General features: G+C 70.9%; 15 protein-coding genes and 1 tRNA gene. 9 read left to right on the top strand and 7 right to left on the bottom strand.

Going from position 1 to position 15,220, the window contains the following annotated elements:
• The first annotated feature begins 101 nt into the window (after window positions 1-101).
• From OV090_RS48290 to OV090_RS48280, 3 genes are read left to right on the top strand one after another with little or no spacing between them, the layout of a single operon-like run.
• Complete coding sequence (locus tag OV090_RS48290) at window positions 102-494, top strand: hypothetical protein (RefSeq protein ID WP_267711892.1); 393 nt, start codon at window positions 102-104, stop codon at window positions 492-494.
• A 13-nt stretch (window positions 495-507) separates the two neighbouring features.
• A complete protein-coding gene (locus OV090_RS48285) occupies window positions 508-1,020 on the top strand; it encodes an RNA polymerase sigma factor (protein ID WP_267711890.1) in 513 nt (170 codons plus the stop codon).
• Window positions 1,017-1,349 (top strand): hypothetical protein, encoded by a 333-nt coding sequence (locus OV090_RS48280; RefSeq protein ID WP_267711889.1) that lies wholly within the window; start codon window positions 1,017-1,019, stop codon window positions 1,347-1,349. Before OV090_RS48285 ends, OV090_RS48280 begins: the two co-directional genes overlap by 4 nt.
• 171 nt (window positions 1,350-1,520) lie before the next feature.
• Here OV090_RS48280 and OV090_RS51410 read toward each other — a convergent pair whose 3' ends face one another.
• The 4 genes from OV090_RS51410 to OV090_RS48260 form a co-directional block, all read right to left on the bottom strand.
• Window positions 1,521-3,368 (bottom strand): metallopeptidase TldD-related protein, encoded by a 1,848-nt coding sequence (locus tag OV090_RS51410; RefSeq protein WP_267711888.1) that lies wholly within the window; start codon window positions 3,366-3,368, stop codon window positions 1,521-1,523.
• Complete coding sequence (locus OV090_RS48270) at window positions 3,365-5,392, bottom strand: metallopeptidase TldD-related protein (RefSeq protein ID WP_267711887.1); 2,028 nt, start codon at window positions 5,390-5,392, stop codon at window positions 3,365-3,367. The genes OV090_RS51410 and OV090_RS48270 overlap by 4 nt, the downstream gene beginning before the upstream one ends.
• A gap of 24 nt (window positions 5,393-5,416) precedes the next feature.
• A complete protein-coding gene (gene yhbY, locus OV090_RS51405) occupies window positions 5,417-5,737 on the bottom strand; it encodes a ribosome assembly RNA-binding protein YhbY (RefSeq protein ID WP_267711886.1) in 321 nt (106 codons plus the stop codon).
• A 71-nt stretch (window positions 5,738-5,808) separates the two neighbouring features.
• A complete protein-coding gene (locus tag OV090_RS48260; RefSeq protein WP_267711885.1) occupies window positions 5,809-6,558 on the bottom strand; it encodes a TlyA family RNA methyltransferase in 750 nt (249 codons plus the stop codon).
• 26 nt (window positions 6,559-6,584) lie between these two features.
• On the opposite strand from OV090_RS48260, the gene OV090_RS51400 reads away from it, so the two are divergent.
• The 5 genes from OV090_RS51400 to metH all read left to right on the top strand — a co-directional run bounded on the left by OV090_RS51400 (window position 6,585) and on the right by metH (window position 12,192).
• Window positions 6,585-6,764 (top strand): hypothetical protein, encoded by a 180-nt coding sequence (locus tag OV090_RS51400; protein ID WP_267711884.1) that lies wholly within the window; start codon window positions 6,585-6,587, stop codon window positions 6,762-6,764.
• A 102-nt stretch (window positions 6,765-6,866) separates the two neighbouring features.
• A tRNA-Ala gene (locus OV090_RS48250) sits at window positions 6,867-6,939 on the top strand.
• A 166-nt stretch (window positions 6,940-7,105) separates the two neighbouring features.
• Window positions 7,106-7,879, top strand: coding sequence for a protein phosphatase 2C domain-containing protein (locus tag OV090_RS48245; RefSeq protein ID WP_267711883.1), 774 nt, complete (start codon window positions 7,106-7,108; stop codon window positions 7,877-7,879).
• Between the two features lie 19 nt (window positions 7,880-7,898).
• Window positions 7,899-8,462 (top strand): OmpA family protein, encoded by a 564-nt coding sequence (locus tag OV090_RS48240; protein ID WP_267711882.1) that lies wholly within the window; start codon window positions 7,899-7,901, stop codon window positions 8,460-8,462.
• Window positions 8,463-8,583: 121 nt separating this feature from the next.
• A complete protein-coding gene (metH, locus tag OV090_RS48235; protein WP_267711881.1) occupies window positions 8,584-12,192 on the top strand; it encodes a methionine synthase in 3,609 nt (1,202 codons plus the stop codon).
• Between the two features lie 498 nt (window positions 12,193-12,690).
• On the opposite strand, the gene OV090_RS48230 is transcribed toward metH, so the two are convergent.
• Window positions 12,691-12,900 (bottom strand): hypothetical protein, encoded by a 210-nt coding sequence (locus OV090_RS48230; RefSeq protein ID WP_267711880.1) that lies wholly within the window; start codon window positions 12,898-12,900, stop codon window positions 12,691-12,693.
• A 45-nt stretch (window positions 12,901-12,945) separates the two neighbouring features.
• On the opposite strand from OV090_RS48230, the gene OV090_RS48225 reads away from it, so the two are divergent.
• Window positions 12,946-13,278, top strand: a complete 333-nt coding sequence (locus OV090_RS48225; RefSeq protein ID WP_267711879.1) for a hypothetical protein — start codon at window positions 12,946-12,948, stop codon at window positions 13,276-13,278.
• A gap of 15 nt (window positions 13,279-13,293) precedes the next feature.
• Here the strand turns inward: OV090_RS48225 and OV090_RS48220 are convergent, their stop codons facing one another.
• Both OV090_RS48220 and OV090_RS48215 read right to left on the bottom strand, forming a co-directional pair.
• Entirely contained in the window at window positions 13,294-14,145 is an 852-nt protein-coding gene (locus OV090_RS48220) for a phosphodiesterase (RefSeq protein WP_267711878.1), read from the bottom strand.
• A gap of 14 nt (window positions 14,146-14,159) precedes the next feature.
• Window positions 14,160-15,200, bottom strand: coding sequence for a GNAT family N-acetyltransferase (locus OV090_RS48215; RefSeq protein ID WP_267711877.1), 1,041 nt, complete (start codon window positions 15,198-15,200; stop codon window positions 14,160-14,162).
• Window positions 15,201-15,220 lie beyond the last annotated feature (20 nt).

The following is a 15,220-nucleotide window of genomic DNA, read 5'->3' as shown; positions in this document are numbered from 1 at the left end:
TGACGAGCGGCGCATGATCTGTCGTTCGCGAAAAAATCGACCGCGCCCTCATCCAGGACGCCGCGGCTTTCGTCTATCTCGGGAGACGAACGAGGAACGACATGCTGGACCCTCACTTCGCAGGCGCCCTGATCGGCACCATCACTCTGCTGATCGCGTTCATCCACGGGCTCCGCTTCGCCCGCCTGGCGATGCTGCACCGGACCCTGCGCCGCGCCTTCAACGCCGGCGTCATCGCCGATGCGGAGCTCCTCGCCCGGCTGTTCGGCAGCCGCACCCAGGCCGAGCGCGACGCGCTCGACAACCGCAACGGGGCGATGCTGATCGCCATGGCGGCGGCCTGCGTCGGCTTCGGCTGGTTGCAACAAGAGCCGGCGGCGCTCCGCCTCGCCGAAGGGGTCGCCCTGTTCCCGCTGTTCGTCGGCGTCGTCCTGGCTGCGCGCGGCCGCGGGGGCTCGCGCCGCAACTCGCGGGATGTCCTCCGGGATGGTTGAGGACGATCCCGCGTTGAACCGCCGCGCGGCCGCGGGTGACTCGCAGGCGTTCTCGCAGCTCGTCACGCGCCACGAGCGTCGCCTCCGCGACTTCCTCGCGCGCGTCGCCGGGCCCGGGCGCAGCGACGACCTCGCGCAGGACTGCTTCCTGCAGGCGTGGCGGCGCGCGGGCCAATTCGACGGCCGGGGCAGCTACGCCGCGTGGCTGTTCCGCATCGGCTGGCGCCTGTTCCTCGACGAGCGGCGCAGCATCGCGTCCGAGACGCGCAAGCGCGACGGCGCGGCGATCCTCGCCGACGAGGCCGCAGAGCCGGGCCACGCCGCGCGCCTCGACATGACCGCGGTGCTGGCCCGTCTCGAGCCGGTCGAGCGCGCCGCGCTGGTGCTGTGCGACGGCCAGGGCTGGACGCACGAGGAAGCGGCGGCGATGCTCGAGCTGCGGCTCGGGACCCTGAAGAGCATCGCCGCCCGGGCGAAACGCAACGCACGCGCGCTGTTGGAGGCGCAAGCGAAGGAGCCGCGATGACCGACGAAGAGTTCGACAAGCTGCTCGCCGCCGACCTGGCCCCGCCGGAGCGGCCGCCCGACCTCGCCTTCGTGGCCCGGACCGAACGGCTCGTCGCGCTCGACCGCGCCATGGCGCAGCAACGCCGCGCCGCTGCGCGCCCCGGCCTCTCGGACGGCCTGGCGGCAGCGGCCCTGGCCGCGAGCCTCGGCTTGTGGACGCTGTGGCGGCCCGATTGGGCCGACTCGGCCGGCGCGATCCTCCCGCTGCTGACGGGCCTGCTGGTGGTCACCTGGCTGGTCGGCCACGACTGGGGCGCCGAGACGGTCGTGCACGAAGACCCGGCCTGATCGCCGCCGGGTCGATCCTCGACATGCCTGTCCCAAAGGACATCCTCGCTTCCGCGGCCCACGGGGTCGATCCTCGGTATGCCTGTCCCGAAGGACATCCTCGTCCACCGGGCGAAGCCGGCGAGCTCGCAACTCCTTATGATGAGCTCGCGAGCGGCCGAGGTGCCGGCCTCACTCGGCGTCGTCGTCGGCCGGCGGCTGCGGCGGCGGCGTCTGGCCGCGGCGCAGCGGGTGCTCGAGGATCGGCAGGCGCTCGTTCTCGCTGCGCTCGACCAGCAGCTCGAGCCCGTCGAGCAGCAGGTCGGGCGAGCTCACGCTGACGTCGACCGTGTTGCTGAGAATCCCGTCCATCCCGGTCTCCGCGCCGAAGCCACCCGTCGCGCCGGGGGCGATCCGCAGCGGCAGCGCCGGCGCGCTCTGGCCGACCGCGCGGATCCGCCGCAGCACCCGCATCGACGCCGGCGCGATCATGGCGCCGCGGACCAGCGTCTTCTTGCCCGACGCGTCGAGCCGGTAGATCTTGGTCGGCAGCGGCAGCGACACCTTGCGGCCGGTGCTGTAGCTCGTCGCGCCCTCGCGGTTCACCGGCCCGAGGATGTTGCCGTCGCGCAGCGACTCGACGATGTACGCGTACTCGTAGCCGTCCTCGCGGGCGCGGCGGAGCAGCTCCTTCTCGAGCGCCTTGCGGGGCGAGCCGCGCTTCTTCGACTTGAGCGACAGGTTCGTGATCGCCGCGCCCCAGGCCAGGCCCGGACTGAGGCGGGCGCGGCCGTTGCTCTCCTTGCGCCGCGGGTTCGGCGTGCGCGTCATCAGCAGCTCTTGCAGCACCCCGTTCTTCACCAGAGTGAGCGGCTTGGGCGAAAAGCCCTGGGCGTCGACGGCCAGGCGGCCGAAGCCCTCGCGGGGGTCGTCCTCGAGGTCGAGGAACGCCGGCAGCACCGACTTGCCGAGGCTGTCTTGCCAGTGGGGTTCGAAATCGCGGACGCGGCCGTTGTCGCCGAGCGGCGCCGGCGTGCCGCCGGTGTGCACCGCGATCGTCGACGCCAGCAGCTGCGCCGACGCCGGCCCGGCGAACAGGATCGGGCCGTCGTAGTCGTCGTCGAGCATCGGCGCGTCAGCCATCAGCGTCAGCTCTTTGAGGACGCCGTCGACCAGCTCCTCGCCGCGCTTCTTCAGCTCGTCGGTCGCGCGCGGCAGCTCTTGCAGGTGGATCGCCGCGCCGTGGTCGAGGTGCATCCCGTCGAGCGCGCGCGTGTCGGCCATCACCGCCAGCACCGCCCGGTCGCGCTGCTCGTGCAGGACCACACCCTCGCTCGTGATCGTCGTGACGTGGCTGCGCAGCACCTGCACGAACACGTCGCCGTTGTCGATCGCCGGGTGATCGGCGAACCGCTTGCTCAGCGCGCGCACCAGCTCCCGCAGGCCCTCGCGGTCGATCGCGTCGGTCGCAGGCGGCGGCACCGGCTGACGCACGAGCGGCTCCGGCTTGGGCCCGAGGTCCGGCGGCAGCGGCTCGCCGGCCAGCCGGGCCAGGATGGCCAGCTTCTGCGCGTACGTGCCGGTGGCCCGGCGGAACGCCTGGTCGAGCCCGAGCCACAGCTTGTGCCGCGTCAGCTCGGCCGACGGCAGCAGCGACAGGTTGAAGCGCGGCCACGCCCCGTCCTGGCCGAACACCCCCGTCTGGTCGCGCTCGGCCGAGCCGACGCGGATGTCGATGCCCGCCGCCGCCTGGTCCTCGAGGACGTCGGTGATGATGCCGCCGTAGCTGCCGTCGATGCTGAGCACCTCGGCGCGCACGACGTAGACGACCGCGTGGTAGGGCGCCGGCGAGTCCGGCAGGCGCAGCCCCGCGATGCCGCGGGCGATCTCCTGCTCGACCGCGGAGATCTCGCTCTCGGCGGCCTCCGCGGTGACCGGCGTCGAAGCGGGCGCGGACGCCGGGGCGGTCGCCGCGGGTGCCGGGGTCGGAGCAGCCGCCGCTGCGGGCGCGAGCGCGAGGGCCAGGACGATCGGCTTCACCGCGACCTCCGCGAAGCTGGCGTGGAGGACATGTCCCTTTGGACATTACCGCCCGCGTTCACGGCCTTGCGCGGCGTTGCGGCGGCTGGCGCGGGGGACATGCTCTTCGGGTCAGCCTTGCCGCCGACCGGCGGCGGCGGCAGGAGCGGCGGCTTGCCGCGCTCGTGGGTCGCGCGCTCGACCTCGAGGTTGCGCAGCAGCAGCGACGGGCTGACGGCAGACACCGGCACGTCGCCCGACTCGGCGCCGCACATGCCGTTGAAGATCCCTGGCGTGTCGCCGGTGGCGACGATGGTCTCGAACGCGGCGATCGGGGTGCCGACGATGTCGACGCCGCGGACCAGCTCGTCGGGGCGACCGTCGGCCCAGATCCGGTAGACCAGCAGCGGCATGACCTTGAACGCCTGCGGGCCGGCGCGCTCGGTGATGGTGTAGCCGCCCTGGATGTCGGAGAACCACAGGCCGTACGGCTTGTTCTGGCGCTTGACCTCGTCGATGAGCGCGCGGCGGAGGTCCTTGTCGGGGATCGTCTTGCGGCTGGTGACGATCAGGTTGCCCTGGCGGGCGACCGCCTGGTAGCCGCGCTCGCGCCGGCCGTGGCCGTTGCTCTTCGTGAACGGCAGCACCGGCGAGCGGCCGAGCAGGAAGGTGCGCAGCTTGCCGCGCTCGACCAGGACCACCCGCTCGGCCGGCACGCCCTCGTCGTCGACGTGGTAGTGACCCGACAGCGGCACCCCGCCGAGGGTCTCGGCGGTGGGGTCGTCGACCATGTCCAAAAAGACAGGTAGCACCCGCTTGCCGATCATGTTGGCGAAGGTCTGGCCCTCGAGGTCGTCCTTCTGGCGGTGACCCTCGAGGCGGTGGCCGAAGATCTCGTGGAAGAACACGCCGGCGGCGCGGCCGGCCAGCACCGCCGGACCGGCGTAGGGCTCGGCCAGCGGCGCCACCCGCAGCGCCAGCACCTCGTCGCGCAGGCGCTTGGCGGTCGCCAGCAGCACCGACTGCGCCGGCAGCTGCTCCGGCGCCTGGGCCTCGAAGCTCTCGAAGCGGTCGAGCGTCATGCCGTCGTCGGCCTGGGCCTTGGCCTGCAGCATCACGCGCAGGCGCACCTGCGAGCCCTGGATCCGCGTGTTCTCGCTGTTGACGTAGGCGCGGTTGTCGACCCACGCGAGGAACACGACCTGGCTCTCGAGCACGTGCGGGTCGTCGGCCAGCGCCGCGGAGATCTCGCGCAGCCGCGGCTCCCACTGCTTGCCCACCGCGGCGAGGTCGAGCGACACCGGCGGCTCGGCGTGGATGTTCGGCTTCTCCTCGCTGAAGTCCGGCGACGGCGGCTTGTCCTCGGTCTGGCTCTTCAGCTGCTCGGCGCTCTCGGCCGCGCTGAAGGCCGCGAGCGCGTCCTTGTATTGCAGCTCGGTGAACTGCCACAGCGCCTGCGACAGCGCGAGCGGGTCGTTCTGCACCGACACGAACATGCCGCTGCCGAGCCCGTTGCCCGGCCCGTAGTTGGCGTCGCCCGGGTGGCTGTTGTCGAGCTGGCGCGTGCCGACCCGGACGTCGACGTCGACCGTGCGGTCGCTGTCCTTCCGGTTGCGCACGATCTGCCCGTTCTGCGCCTCGAGCCACAGGTGATCGCGGGCGATCAGGTCGTAGGCGAGGAAGTACGCCGGCACCTCGGCGCCCTCGCCCTGCAGCTGGGCCAGGTTCTTGAGTGTCTCTTGGGCCAGGAAATCAAGGACAGGTTCGGGCAGGCCCACCGGCGCCCGCGTGCGCGTGATCGGGTGCTCGCGCGCCGCGTCGCCGCCGGCCGCCCACACGTCCGGCGCGGGCGAGGTCGCCGCGTTGCGCGGCCGACAGCTCGCCAGCGACAGCCCGGCCACCAGCGCGACCAGCCACGGCGAGACCCACCGCCTCGGCGCCTTCGCGCCGGCGATCGCCTCGCAGGCGTCGTCGACCGGCGCGGCGCTCGCGGTGTCTCGGCTCGCGCGCGAGTGCGCCGGGATCGCCGCGGGTCTGGCCGACATCGGCCGCATGATAACCGACATCGGTCAGCGCCGCGGGAGCTCGATCCGCGGGCGCTTCGGATCTTCGCGCGACCGCCGGCGGTAGAGCACGACCACGCGGCCGATCACCTGCACTGCGGCGGCGCCGGTCTGGGCGGCGAGCTCTTCGGCGGCTTCGACCCGCTCGCCGGGGAAGTTCTGGCCGAGCTTGACCTTGATGAGCTCGTGGTCCTCGAGCGCGATGCTCGTGGCGCGCACGACTTCGGGAGAGATCCCCTCGGCGCCGACCTGCACCACGGGGGCCAGGGGATGGGCGAGCGACTTGAGGAAGGCGCGGCTGCGGGCGCCGAGGACGGGGCGGTTCACGCGGCGGAGTGTAACCGGCGCGGACGCGCAAGGCGGCCCGGTTCGCGCGTGCGCGCGGTCGCGCGCGCAGCTCACGCCCCCTGGCGCAGCCACACCAAAAACTCGCGGTTGCCGTCCTGGCCCTCGATCGGCGAGTCGCACAGGCCCATCTGGCGCAGGCCGAGCGCCTCGGCGGCGGCGAGGACCGCGCGGCAGGCCTCGGCGTGATCCTCGGCGTCGCGGACGATCCCGCCCTTGCCGACGCGCCCGGGGCCGAGCTCGAACTGCGGCTTGATCAGCGCCACGACGTCCGCGCGGGCGGCCAAAAACGGCAGCACCGGCGGCAGCACCTTCACCAGAGAGATGAACGAGCAGTCGGCCACCGCCAGGTCGGCGGCCTCGGGGATCGCCTCGCGCGGGAGGGTGCGGATGTTGCTGCGGTCGAGCACCACGACCCGCGGGTCGCTCGCCAGCTTCCATGCCAGCTGCCCGTAGCCGACGTCGATCGCGTAGACCCGGGCCGCGCCGGCCTGCAACAGACAGTCAGTGAAGCCGCCGGTGGACGCGCCGACGTCCAGAGCCACGCGATCGCGGACGTCGAGCGCCGTGAATTGGTCGAGCGCCCCGCGCAGCTTGAGCCCGCCGCGCGACACGAACGGGTGGTCGGCCACGCGCAGGCGGACGGCCGCGTCGGCGGGGACGAGCGCGCCGGGCTTGCTCTCGGTGTGGTCGCCGACCACGACCTTGCCGGCGATGATGAGAGCCTGGGCGCGCGAGCGGGAGTCACACAGGCCGCGGTCGACGACGAGCTTGTCGAGGCGGACGCGGGGAGGTTGCGGCACGGGGCCATGTCGTATATCGCAAGCCGGTGGTGCGCACGCAGATCCTCGGCGGGCTCGGGGTCGCCGCTCCCGCCGGCCTGGAGCGCGCTCTGCAGTGGTTGGCGTCGCCGCAGGACGGTCCCCAGATCGTCCTGCTCGGCGTCGTGGTCGCGTGTGGGCTGCTCGGCCTGGCCTGGCGCGGTCGGCACCGGCGGCCAGGAGCGTGATGTTTCGCCCATCCGCGGCCCCCGGTGCCTGTGCCGTCGCCCGCTCGTGACGCTTGCTTCGGACAGTCACTTCGGTTAGCTTCCCGGGCCTCCAAGTTCTCCGGGGCAGTAGCTCAGCTGGGAGAGCGGTGCGTTCGCAATGCACAGGTCAGGGGTTCGATCCCCCTCTGCTCCACTCGAATCCGAGCCCGAAGTCCTCCGACTTCGGGCTCGTTGCTTTTAACGCGCGCTTGATCGATGCGCGCGGCTTTCGTCCGCGCGACGGCCGCGATCATGGCTTGAACCGGCTGCGCCGAGGTGCCAGGATCGGCGGACCTCACGCTTTCGCAGCTCCTCGGTTCATGTACAAGCTCTTCAAGCGCACGTTCTACCCGGGCCACTTCGAGGTGCAGATGTCGGGCGCCTGCGACACCGGGATGTCGCGCGAGCACAACGAGGACGCGATCTCGATCCAGGAGGACGACGGTCGCGGCTACTACCTCGCCGTCGTGTGCGACGGCATGGGTGGGCACAACGCGGGCGAGCTGGCCTCGGCGCTGGCGGTCGAGCGGATCACCGCCTACATCGACAACAACTTCCGCAAGCAGGGCCCGCGCGAGCTGCTGTACCACGCCTTTTTGCTGGCCAGCACCGCGATCACCGAGTTCAGCGCCAAGAGCCCCGACACCGAGGGCATGGGCTGCACCTGCGTGATGGTCATGGGCATCCGCGACAAGATGTGGGTCGCGCACTCGGGCGACAGCCGGGCCTACCTCGTCGACAAGAAGGCCGCCACGCCGATCACCCTCGACCACACCATGGTCCAGGAGCTCGTGAGCAAGGGCGTCATCACCAAGGAGCAGGCGGCCGTCCACCCCTATCGCGGACGGATCTCCCGCTGCCTCGGCCACGGTCGCTCCAAGGGCGTGCCCGACATCAACGCCGGCATCATCGAGGCCGGCGACAACATCTTGCTGTGCTCCGACGGCCTCTCCGATGTCGTCCCCAACGAGGAGATGCACAGCATCATCACCCAGCATCCGCCGCAGGAGGCCACGCGTCGGCTGGTCAACGCCGCCAACCGCCACGGTGGGCCTGACAACATCAGCGCGGTGCTGCTGCGCCGCGTGATCTGAGCCGCCGCCGGGGTTCGCCATGACGTGGAAGCGGCTCGTGCTCGTGGGCCTGTGCGCCTGTCGACCGGCCGCTACGCCCGAGCCTGCGGCCCCCGAGCCTGTGGCGCTCGGGGCGCCGAGCAGCGAGCCTGCGGCTCCCGAGCCCGCAGCAGCGGCGCCGGCCACGTACGAGCTCGACGGCCACCGCCTGATCTTGCCGCGGCCGGTCGACTTCGCCGCCGCCTCCGACGTCCCGGGCCGCGGGAGCGAGATCGCGCTGGAGCACGTTCGCGGCTATTTGCAGGCCAAACCGGCCGTCACGCAGGTTCGCATCGAGGGTCACTTCAGCGGGCCCGACGCGCAGGCGATGTCCGAGCGGCGGGCCCTGGCCGTCGCGCGTGAGCTCGTGCGCATGGGGGTCGACTGCAAGCGGCTTTATCCGGTCGGCTTCGGCGACACCAAGCCGATCGTCGACGGCAGCACGCCCGAGGGCCGGGTTCAGAACAACCGCATCGAGGTCCACAACGTCGCCTTGATGGGGCGGGAGATCGGTGGGATGCCCGCCGACGGCGGCGGCAGGCCGGCCGGCGACCCCTGCTCGTGAGTCTTGCGTCGCGGCCTCGACGCGGGGCTTCGAGTCGCACTCGTCAGTCGGCCTTCCGTTCGACTTCGGCCCCATACGAGGTTTGCAATGGCCTCGCCGCCTTGCTACCAAGCCCAGACCCATGTCTGCGGGCAATGACATTACGGTCCCGGTCCCTCGCTTCGATCTGGCCGCGCGCCGGCGCACCCTGCCGCTGCTGCGGGCCATGCAAGAGCGCGTGCTCGTGTGCGACGGGGCCATGGGCACCATGATCCAGGCGCGCACCCTGACCATCGACGACTACGGTGGTTACGACGGCTGCCCCGAGGTCCTGGTGCGCACGCGGCCCGACGTCATCCGGGACATCCACGCCGCCTACTTCGAGGCCGGGGCCGACTGCGTCGAGACCGACACCTTCGGCGGCATGCCGCACGTGCTGGCCGAGTTCGACCTCGCCAGCGAGTGTTACGCGCTGAACCGTCGCGCCGCCGAGATCGCCAAGGAGGTCGCGCGCGAGTACTCGACCCCCGAGCGGCCGCGCTTCGTGCTCGGCTCGATCGGCCCCGGCACCCGCCTCGTCTCGCTCGGCCACATGAGCTTCGACGACCTGCTGGCCAGCGTCTCGCGCCAGGCCGAGGGCCTCATCGACGGCGGCGCCGACGGCATCCTCATCGAGACCTGCCAGGACATCCTGCAGGTCAAGTGCGCGGTGCTGGCGGTCCACCGGGTCGCGCGCGAGCGGGGCGTCGAGGTCCCCGTGCTCGTGCAGGTCACCGTCGAGACCACCGGCACCCTGCTCGTCGGCACCGACACCGCCGCCGCGCTGGTCGTCCTCGAGTCGCTGCCGGTCGACGTCGTCGGCCTCAACTGCGCCACCGGCCCCGACCTGATGGTCGAGCACGTGCGCCACCTCGGGCGCACCAGCACGCGCATGGTCTCGGTCCAGCCCAACGCCGGCCTGCCGCAGAACGTCGACGGCCGGGCCGTCTACCACCTCACCCCGGCCGAGCTGGCCAAGGCGCACCGCCGCTTCGCCGAGGAGTTCGGCGCCAGCCTGGTCGGCGGCTGCTGCGGCACCACGCCGGCGCACATCAAGGCGATCGCCGAGGCCGTGGCGGGTCTGAGGCCCGGGCCGCGGCCCGACAAGTTCACCCCGCAGCTGGCGAGCCTCTACAGCGTCTGTCCCTTGGACCAGGACTCCGGCCCGCTGCTGATCGGCGAGCGCACCAACGCCAACGGCAGCCTCAAGTTCCGCGAGATGCTGCTGGCCGAGGACTGGGACGGCATCGCCGAGCTGGCCAAGGAGCAGCAGGCCGAGGGCGCGCACGTGCTCGACGTGTGCGTCGCCTACGTCGGCCGCGACGAGGTCCGCGACATGACCGAGTGCCTCAAGAAGATCGTGCCGGCGGTGTCGCTACCGATCATGATCGACACCACCCAGCTCGACGTGCTCGAGGCCGCGCTCAAGCTGATCGGCGGGCGGCCGATCATCAACTCGATCAACCTCGAGGACGGCGAGGGCAAGTTCGACAAGATCGCCGTGCTCGCCCGCGAGTACGGCGCGGCCCTGGTCGCCCTCACCATCGACGAAGAGGGCATGGCCAAGGACGCCGCCGGCAAGCTGCGGATCGCCCAGCGCATGCGCGACCTCGCCGTCGACCGCCACGGCCTCATCGAGGCCGACCTCGTGTTCGACCCGCTGACCTTCACCATCGCCCAGGGCGAGGAGGACAGCCGCAAGCTCGGCCTCGAGACGCTCGAGGGCATCCGCCTGATCGACACCCAGCTGCCCGAGGCGCGCACGATCCTCGGCCTGTCCAACATCTCGTTCGGCCTCAAGCCCTACCCGCGGCAGATCTTGAACTCGGTCTACCTGGCCGAGGCGCGCGAGCACGGCCTCGACGCCGCGATCCTCAACGCCAAGAAGATCATCCCCACCCACAAGCTCGGCGAGGACGACCTCAAGATCACGCGCGACCTGATCTACGACCGCCGCGCCGAGGGCTACGACCCGCTGTTCGCCTTCATCGACCGCTTCGCCGGCGCCAAGAAGATCGAGTCGGGCCCGCCCGAGGAGGCGCTGCCGCTCGAGGAGCAGATCAAGAAGCGCATCGTCGACGGCAACAAGGTCGGCTTCGACGTCCTGCTCGACCGGGCGCTCGAGGTCTACCCGCCGCTGCGGATCATCAACGAGATCTTGCTCGACGGCATGAAGACCGTCGGCGAGCTGTTCGGCGCCGGCAAGATGCAGCTGCCGTTCGTGCTGCAGTCGGCCGAGGCGATGAAGACCGCAGTGCGCCACCTGGAGCCGCACATGTCGAAGACGGCCGGCCCGAGCAAGGGCTGCATGGTGCTCGCCACCGTCAAGGGCGACGTCCACGACATCGGCAAGAACCTGGTCGACATCATCCTCAGCAACAACGGCTACAAGGTCGTCAACCTCGGCATCAAGCAGCCGATCGAGACGATCCTGGCCGCCGCCGCCGAGCACAAGCCCGACACGATCGGCATGAGCGGCCTGCTCGTGAAGTCGACCGTGATCATGAAGGAGAACCTCGAGCGCATGCGCGAGCTCGGGCACCTGATGCCGGTGATCTGCGGCGGCGCGGCGCTGACCCGCGGCTACGTCGAGCACAACCTGCAGAACGCCTACAGCGGCCGCGACGAGGACCTGGCCGCCGGCGAGGTCGCGGGCGACGCGTCGCCGCAGCGGCAGGCCGAGTCGCGCCCGCGCTCGCGGGTGTTTTATGCCAAGGACGCGTTCGAGGGCCTGGCCCTGATGGACGAGCTGTGCGGCCACGTGCCGCCCGACAAGATCAGCCTGACCGCGCCGAAGCGGATCAAGGCCTATCGCCAGACCACCCAGGAGGAGTGGGAGGCGCACATGCGCAAGTCCATGGAGACCTACGTGAAGAGCGAGGTCCAGCCGGCCGCGCGCGTGCCCACGCCGCCGTTCTGGGGCGCGCGGATCGCCGGCCCGGAGGAGGTCCAGCTCGGCGAGATCTTCCGCTACATGAACAAGAAGGCGCTGTACGTCGGCCAGTGGCAGTACCGCCGCGGCAAGATGAACGAGGCCGAGTACGAGGAGCTGCTCGAGAAGACGGTCGAGCCCAAGTTTCGCATGTGGTGCGAGCGGGCGATGGCCGACAAGATGCTGCAGCCGCGCGTGGCCTACGGCTACTTCCCGTGCCAGAGCGACCACAACGACCTGCTGATCTATCCGGCGCCGGGCGAGCCCGACGACCGCACGCCGCGGGTCAAGATCACGTTCCCGCGCCAGCTCGACAAGGGCCGCCTGTGCATCGCCGACTTCTTCCGCAGCGTCCGCTCCGGCGAGCGCGACGTCATCGCCCTCACCTGCGTGACGATGGGCGAGGTGGCGACCCAGCACTGCCAGGAGATGTTCGCGGCCAACCGCTACGACGATTACCTGCACTTCTACGGCCTCGGGGTCGAGGGCGCCGAGGGCCTGGCCGAGCTGTGGCACAAGCGGGTCCGCCGCGAGCTCGACATCGCCCAGGACGACAGCACCGACATCAAGGGCCTGTTCGGCCAGCACTACCAGGGCTCGCGCTACAGCTTCGGCTACCCGGCCTGCCCCCGCCTCGAAGACCAGGTCCACCTCTGCAAGCTGCTCCGCACCGAGAACATCGGCGTCACCCTCACCGAAGAGGGCTTCCAGCTGGTCCCCGAACAGTCGACCAGCGCGATCATCGTCCATCACCCGGACGCCAAGTATTTTAATATCTAATTTAGCGCCGCGAACGCAACGGGTGCGGCCATACGCTGCACCCGGCGCGGCTCGACCCTCCCGTCGAGCACGACAACCTCCCCGACGACGTCCTCGCCCGCCTCGCCACGGACGCGGACCCGCGCGCTGCTGCGAATGACCCCGCCGCCGGTCTTGGGCCGACACCGGCGCTCGACCGGGCGAATCATGACACTCACATTACACCGCCAGGGCTCCAGCTGAGCCCGGCAGCCGTCCGCCTGACGAACGCGACAGCTTTGCGTGGCCGCGGCGCTGAGCCCGTTCGCCGCACCACGCCGCAGCGAGCTCAAGCACTGACGCAAACCATCGCAGCGCTCGCGCCCATGTGGACGCGTGACCGACGATCTGCGACGGCGCGGCCGACTGTCACGCAATCACCGTTCAGCCCACCTCGCAAGGACGCACAGATCCGCGCCGGCCCGGCGCCGCATGCGAATCGGCGGCCCCCCGTGCAGCGCCGCTGCGACGGCCCGGACCTCAGGGCCCATTGTCGAGACGCGTCCCTCGTGTCACCTTTCCCATGTGCGCCGGTTCGCGCTCGTCCTGTTCGCTCTGACTGGCTGTGATGATGGGCTCGCGGAAGGCCAAGCCCGCGAGACCGCCGTGCCGTCGGCCGTCGAGCTGCAGGTCGAGAGCGCGCCCCGGAGCCGCGCCGCGCCGCGCCGCGACGACACCGATCTTCAGCACCTTTCTTCTTTTTTTAAAAGGCCCTCGTCCTGGTCCTGATCCAACATGTCACTCCGGGCAGTCACAGAATACATCGAGCGCGACCTGGTCTCGACCTTCGTCGCCGACCTGCGTTCGCACCTCGTCCACTATTATCGCCAGTTCGGCGGCGACATCGTCACCGCCGGCGGCAACACCTTACAACAGGCCCAGGACGCCGTATCGCTCGACCTCGTCGTCGAGCTGAACGACCTCCTGGACGACCCGTATGCCCACGACCTCGACGACTTCCGCGTGCTGCGTCACCCCGACGTAGTGTTCCCCGGCTCCGAGATCTCCTGGTTCGCCGCCTATCACCGCGACACCTGCGTGCTCAGCCAGCTCTACGATTTTAATTAAAATCGAGGATCGGCCTCAGGCTCGATGAAAGCCCGGAGGCGGCCGCGGGTCGCGGATCCATCCCTGACCGTCGTGCACCGTGAGCGGAGGGTGCTCGCCGGCGATGAGGCTCAGGTGAGTGACCAGCCCGCCGTCGCTGCCGAGCCACAGGTGCAGCATGCAGGCCGGCGGCTCCATCACGAACGCCAGCCGGGTCGCCGGCGGTAGATCGAGCGCGAGCTGGTGCGCGGTCGACGGGCACGTGCACGCCACAGTGCCCGCGAACCTGCGCACGATCGGCCGGTGAAGGTGCCCGCACAGGACGCGCTCGACCTGCGGGTGCCGCCCGAGCACGGCGGCCAGTCCGTCGCTGCCGTCGAGCCCGAACGCGTCCATCACCGGGAGCCCGATCGAAAACGGCGGGTGATGCATGGCCACCACCGTCGGCCGCTCCGGCGCCTCCGCGAGGCGGGCCTCGAGCCAGGCGAGCCGCTCGCCACACAGTCGACCGCCGGCCTGCCCCGGAACATGGGTATCGAGCGCGACGAGCCGCACCGGCCAGTCGTCGACCGTGTACTGTAAAAAACCGTCGCGCGGCAGGTACCCGTGCTCGCCGAACACGCGGCGGAGGTTGTCACGCTCGTCGTGGTTGCCGGGCAGCAGGAACACCGGCATCCGCAGCGGCGCGAGCAGTTCGCGCAGCCGCTCGTACTCGCCGACCTCGCCGCGGTCGACGAGGTCGCCGGTGATCACCACGAGGTCCGGTCGACGGTCCAAACGATTCAGGTGCGCGACGGCGCGAGCCAGGTGCTCGGAGGTGCGAAGCAAGCTGTCTTCGGCGCCGGTCGGCGTGCTGACGTGGGTGTCGCTGATCTGAGCAATGAGCATGTCTCTCCCACGAGTTACCGATTCAGCACCATCTCGGTCCCGGGCAGCTCGATGCGCTCGCGGAAGCCGAACGCACGATAAAACGATTGCGCATCACGGGTGCGCAGGAGGACTCGCCGGCAGCCGCGCACCTGCGGATGGTCGAGCAGCAAATTTAATAGGGCCTTGCCGAGCCCGCGGCCGCGCCACGGCTCTGCCACCGCGATGTCGAGCAGGAAGGCGCAGCGCGCCCCGTCGGCGATCCCCCGCCCCGTGGCGATCAGCGCCCCGGCCTCGTCGCGCGCTCCCACCCAGGCCGACGAGGACACCTGCGCGCGGGCGATCCTGTCCCGCGGGACATCCACGTTCCAGTACTGGCCGGCCAGCAGCTCGACCGTCTCCTCCAGGTCGCGCGGCCCCGATGCGCAGTGCAGCCGCGCCCCCGCCGGCGCCTGCAGGAACTCCGGCGTCGGCACGTTCGGGTTGGCCGCACGCACCAGGTCGACCGCCCGCGGATCGCCGGGCTCGCCGCGCGCCCACAAGAATCGCAGCACCTTGCCCAGGTCATCGGTTCCGCGGTTTTGGCCCAACTTGGCCTTGCCGTCGACCTGCGTCAGCGGCATGCCGACGACCGCGATCCCCTTCACCGCCCCGCGGTAGCGCGGGTCTTCGGCGGTGATCGGCACGTACCCGCCCTCCGGCTGGTGCTTCTCCATCAGCGCTTGCAGCACGCGGGCCTTGAGCGCCGGCTCGTCGACCGCGTGCAGCGTCCCGTGGGCCTGCGCGCTGAGGTAATACGTGGTCGCAGGGCACGCGCGCTCCGGGTCGAACACGTGGCTGGGGATCGTCGCAACCGTCTCGTCGGCGGCGATCACCGCCTCACGGCCGACCGTCTCCGACTTCTCGCCGACCGGCGCCGCGTGGAAGTACAGCCAATTGTCGAGGACCACCGCGTGGAGCGAGCGCAGCACCGGCTGCCCGCGCTCTCCGACGCTCGCCAGGCGGACCACCGGCGCCGCCGCCAGCAGCGCGACCGCCTCCTCGCGCGCCATCCCGAAGAACTCCTGCTTGCGCATGCCTCGAGGATGGCCGCACA

Origin of the sequence: Nannocystis sp. RBIL2 (genome assembly GCF_026626745.1) — a bacterium.
Classification (GTDB): Bacteria; Myxococcota_A; Polyangia; order Nannocystales; family Nannocystaceae; genus Nannocystis.
The sequence above is the reverse complement of the archived record's forward strand: the minus strand, read 5'-3'. Positions and strand labels throughout refer to the sequence as shown.

Excerpts from the sequence above, each read along its gene's own strand:
- OV090_RS48240 (WP_267711882.1), top strand. The coding sequence starts at position 7,899 with ATGACGTGGAAGCGGCTCGTGCTCGTGGGCCTGTGCGCCTGTCGACCG.
- metH (WP_267711881.1), top strand. The coding sequence starts at position 8,584 with ATGTCTGCGGGCAATGACATTACGGTCCCGGTCCCTCGCTTCGATCTG.
- OV090_RS48280 (WP_267711889.1), top strand. The coding sequence starts at position 1,017 with ATGACCGACGAAGAGTTCGACAAGCTGCTCGCCGCCGACCTGGCCCCG.
- OV090_RS48270 (WP_267711887.1), bottom strand. The coding sequence starts at position 5,392 with ATGTCGGCCAGACCCGCGGCGATCCCGGCGCACTCGCGCGCGAGCCGA.
- OV090_RS48220 (WP_267711878.1), bottom strand. The coding sequence starts at position 14,145 with ATGCTCATTGCTCAGATCAGCGACACCCACGTCAGCACGCCGACCGGC.
- OV090_RS48215 (WP_267711877.1), bottom strand. The coding sequence starts at position 15,200 with ATGCGCAAGCAGGAGTTCTTCGGGATGGCGCGCGAGGAGGCGGTCGCG.
- OV090_RS48225 (WP_267711879.1), top strand. The coding sequence starts at position 12,946 with ATGTCACTCCGGGCAGTCACAGAATACATCGAGCGCGACCTGGTCTCG.
- OV090_RS48290 (WP_267711892.1), top strand. The coding sequence starts at position 102 with ATGCTGGACCCTCACTTCGCAGGCGCCCTGATCGGCACCATCACTCTG.
- OV090_RS48245 (WP_267711883.1), top strand. The coding sequence starts at position 7,106 with ATGTACAAGCTCTTCAAGCGCACGTTCTACCCGGGCCACTTCGAGGTG.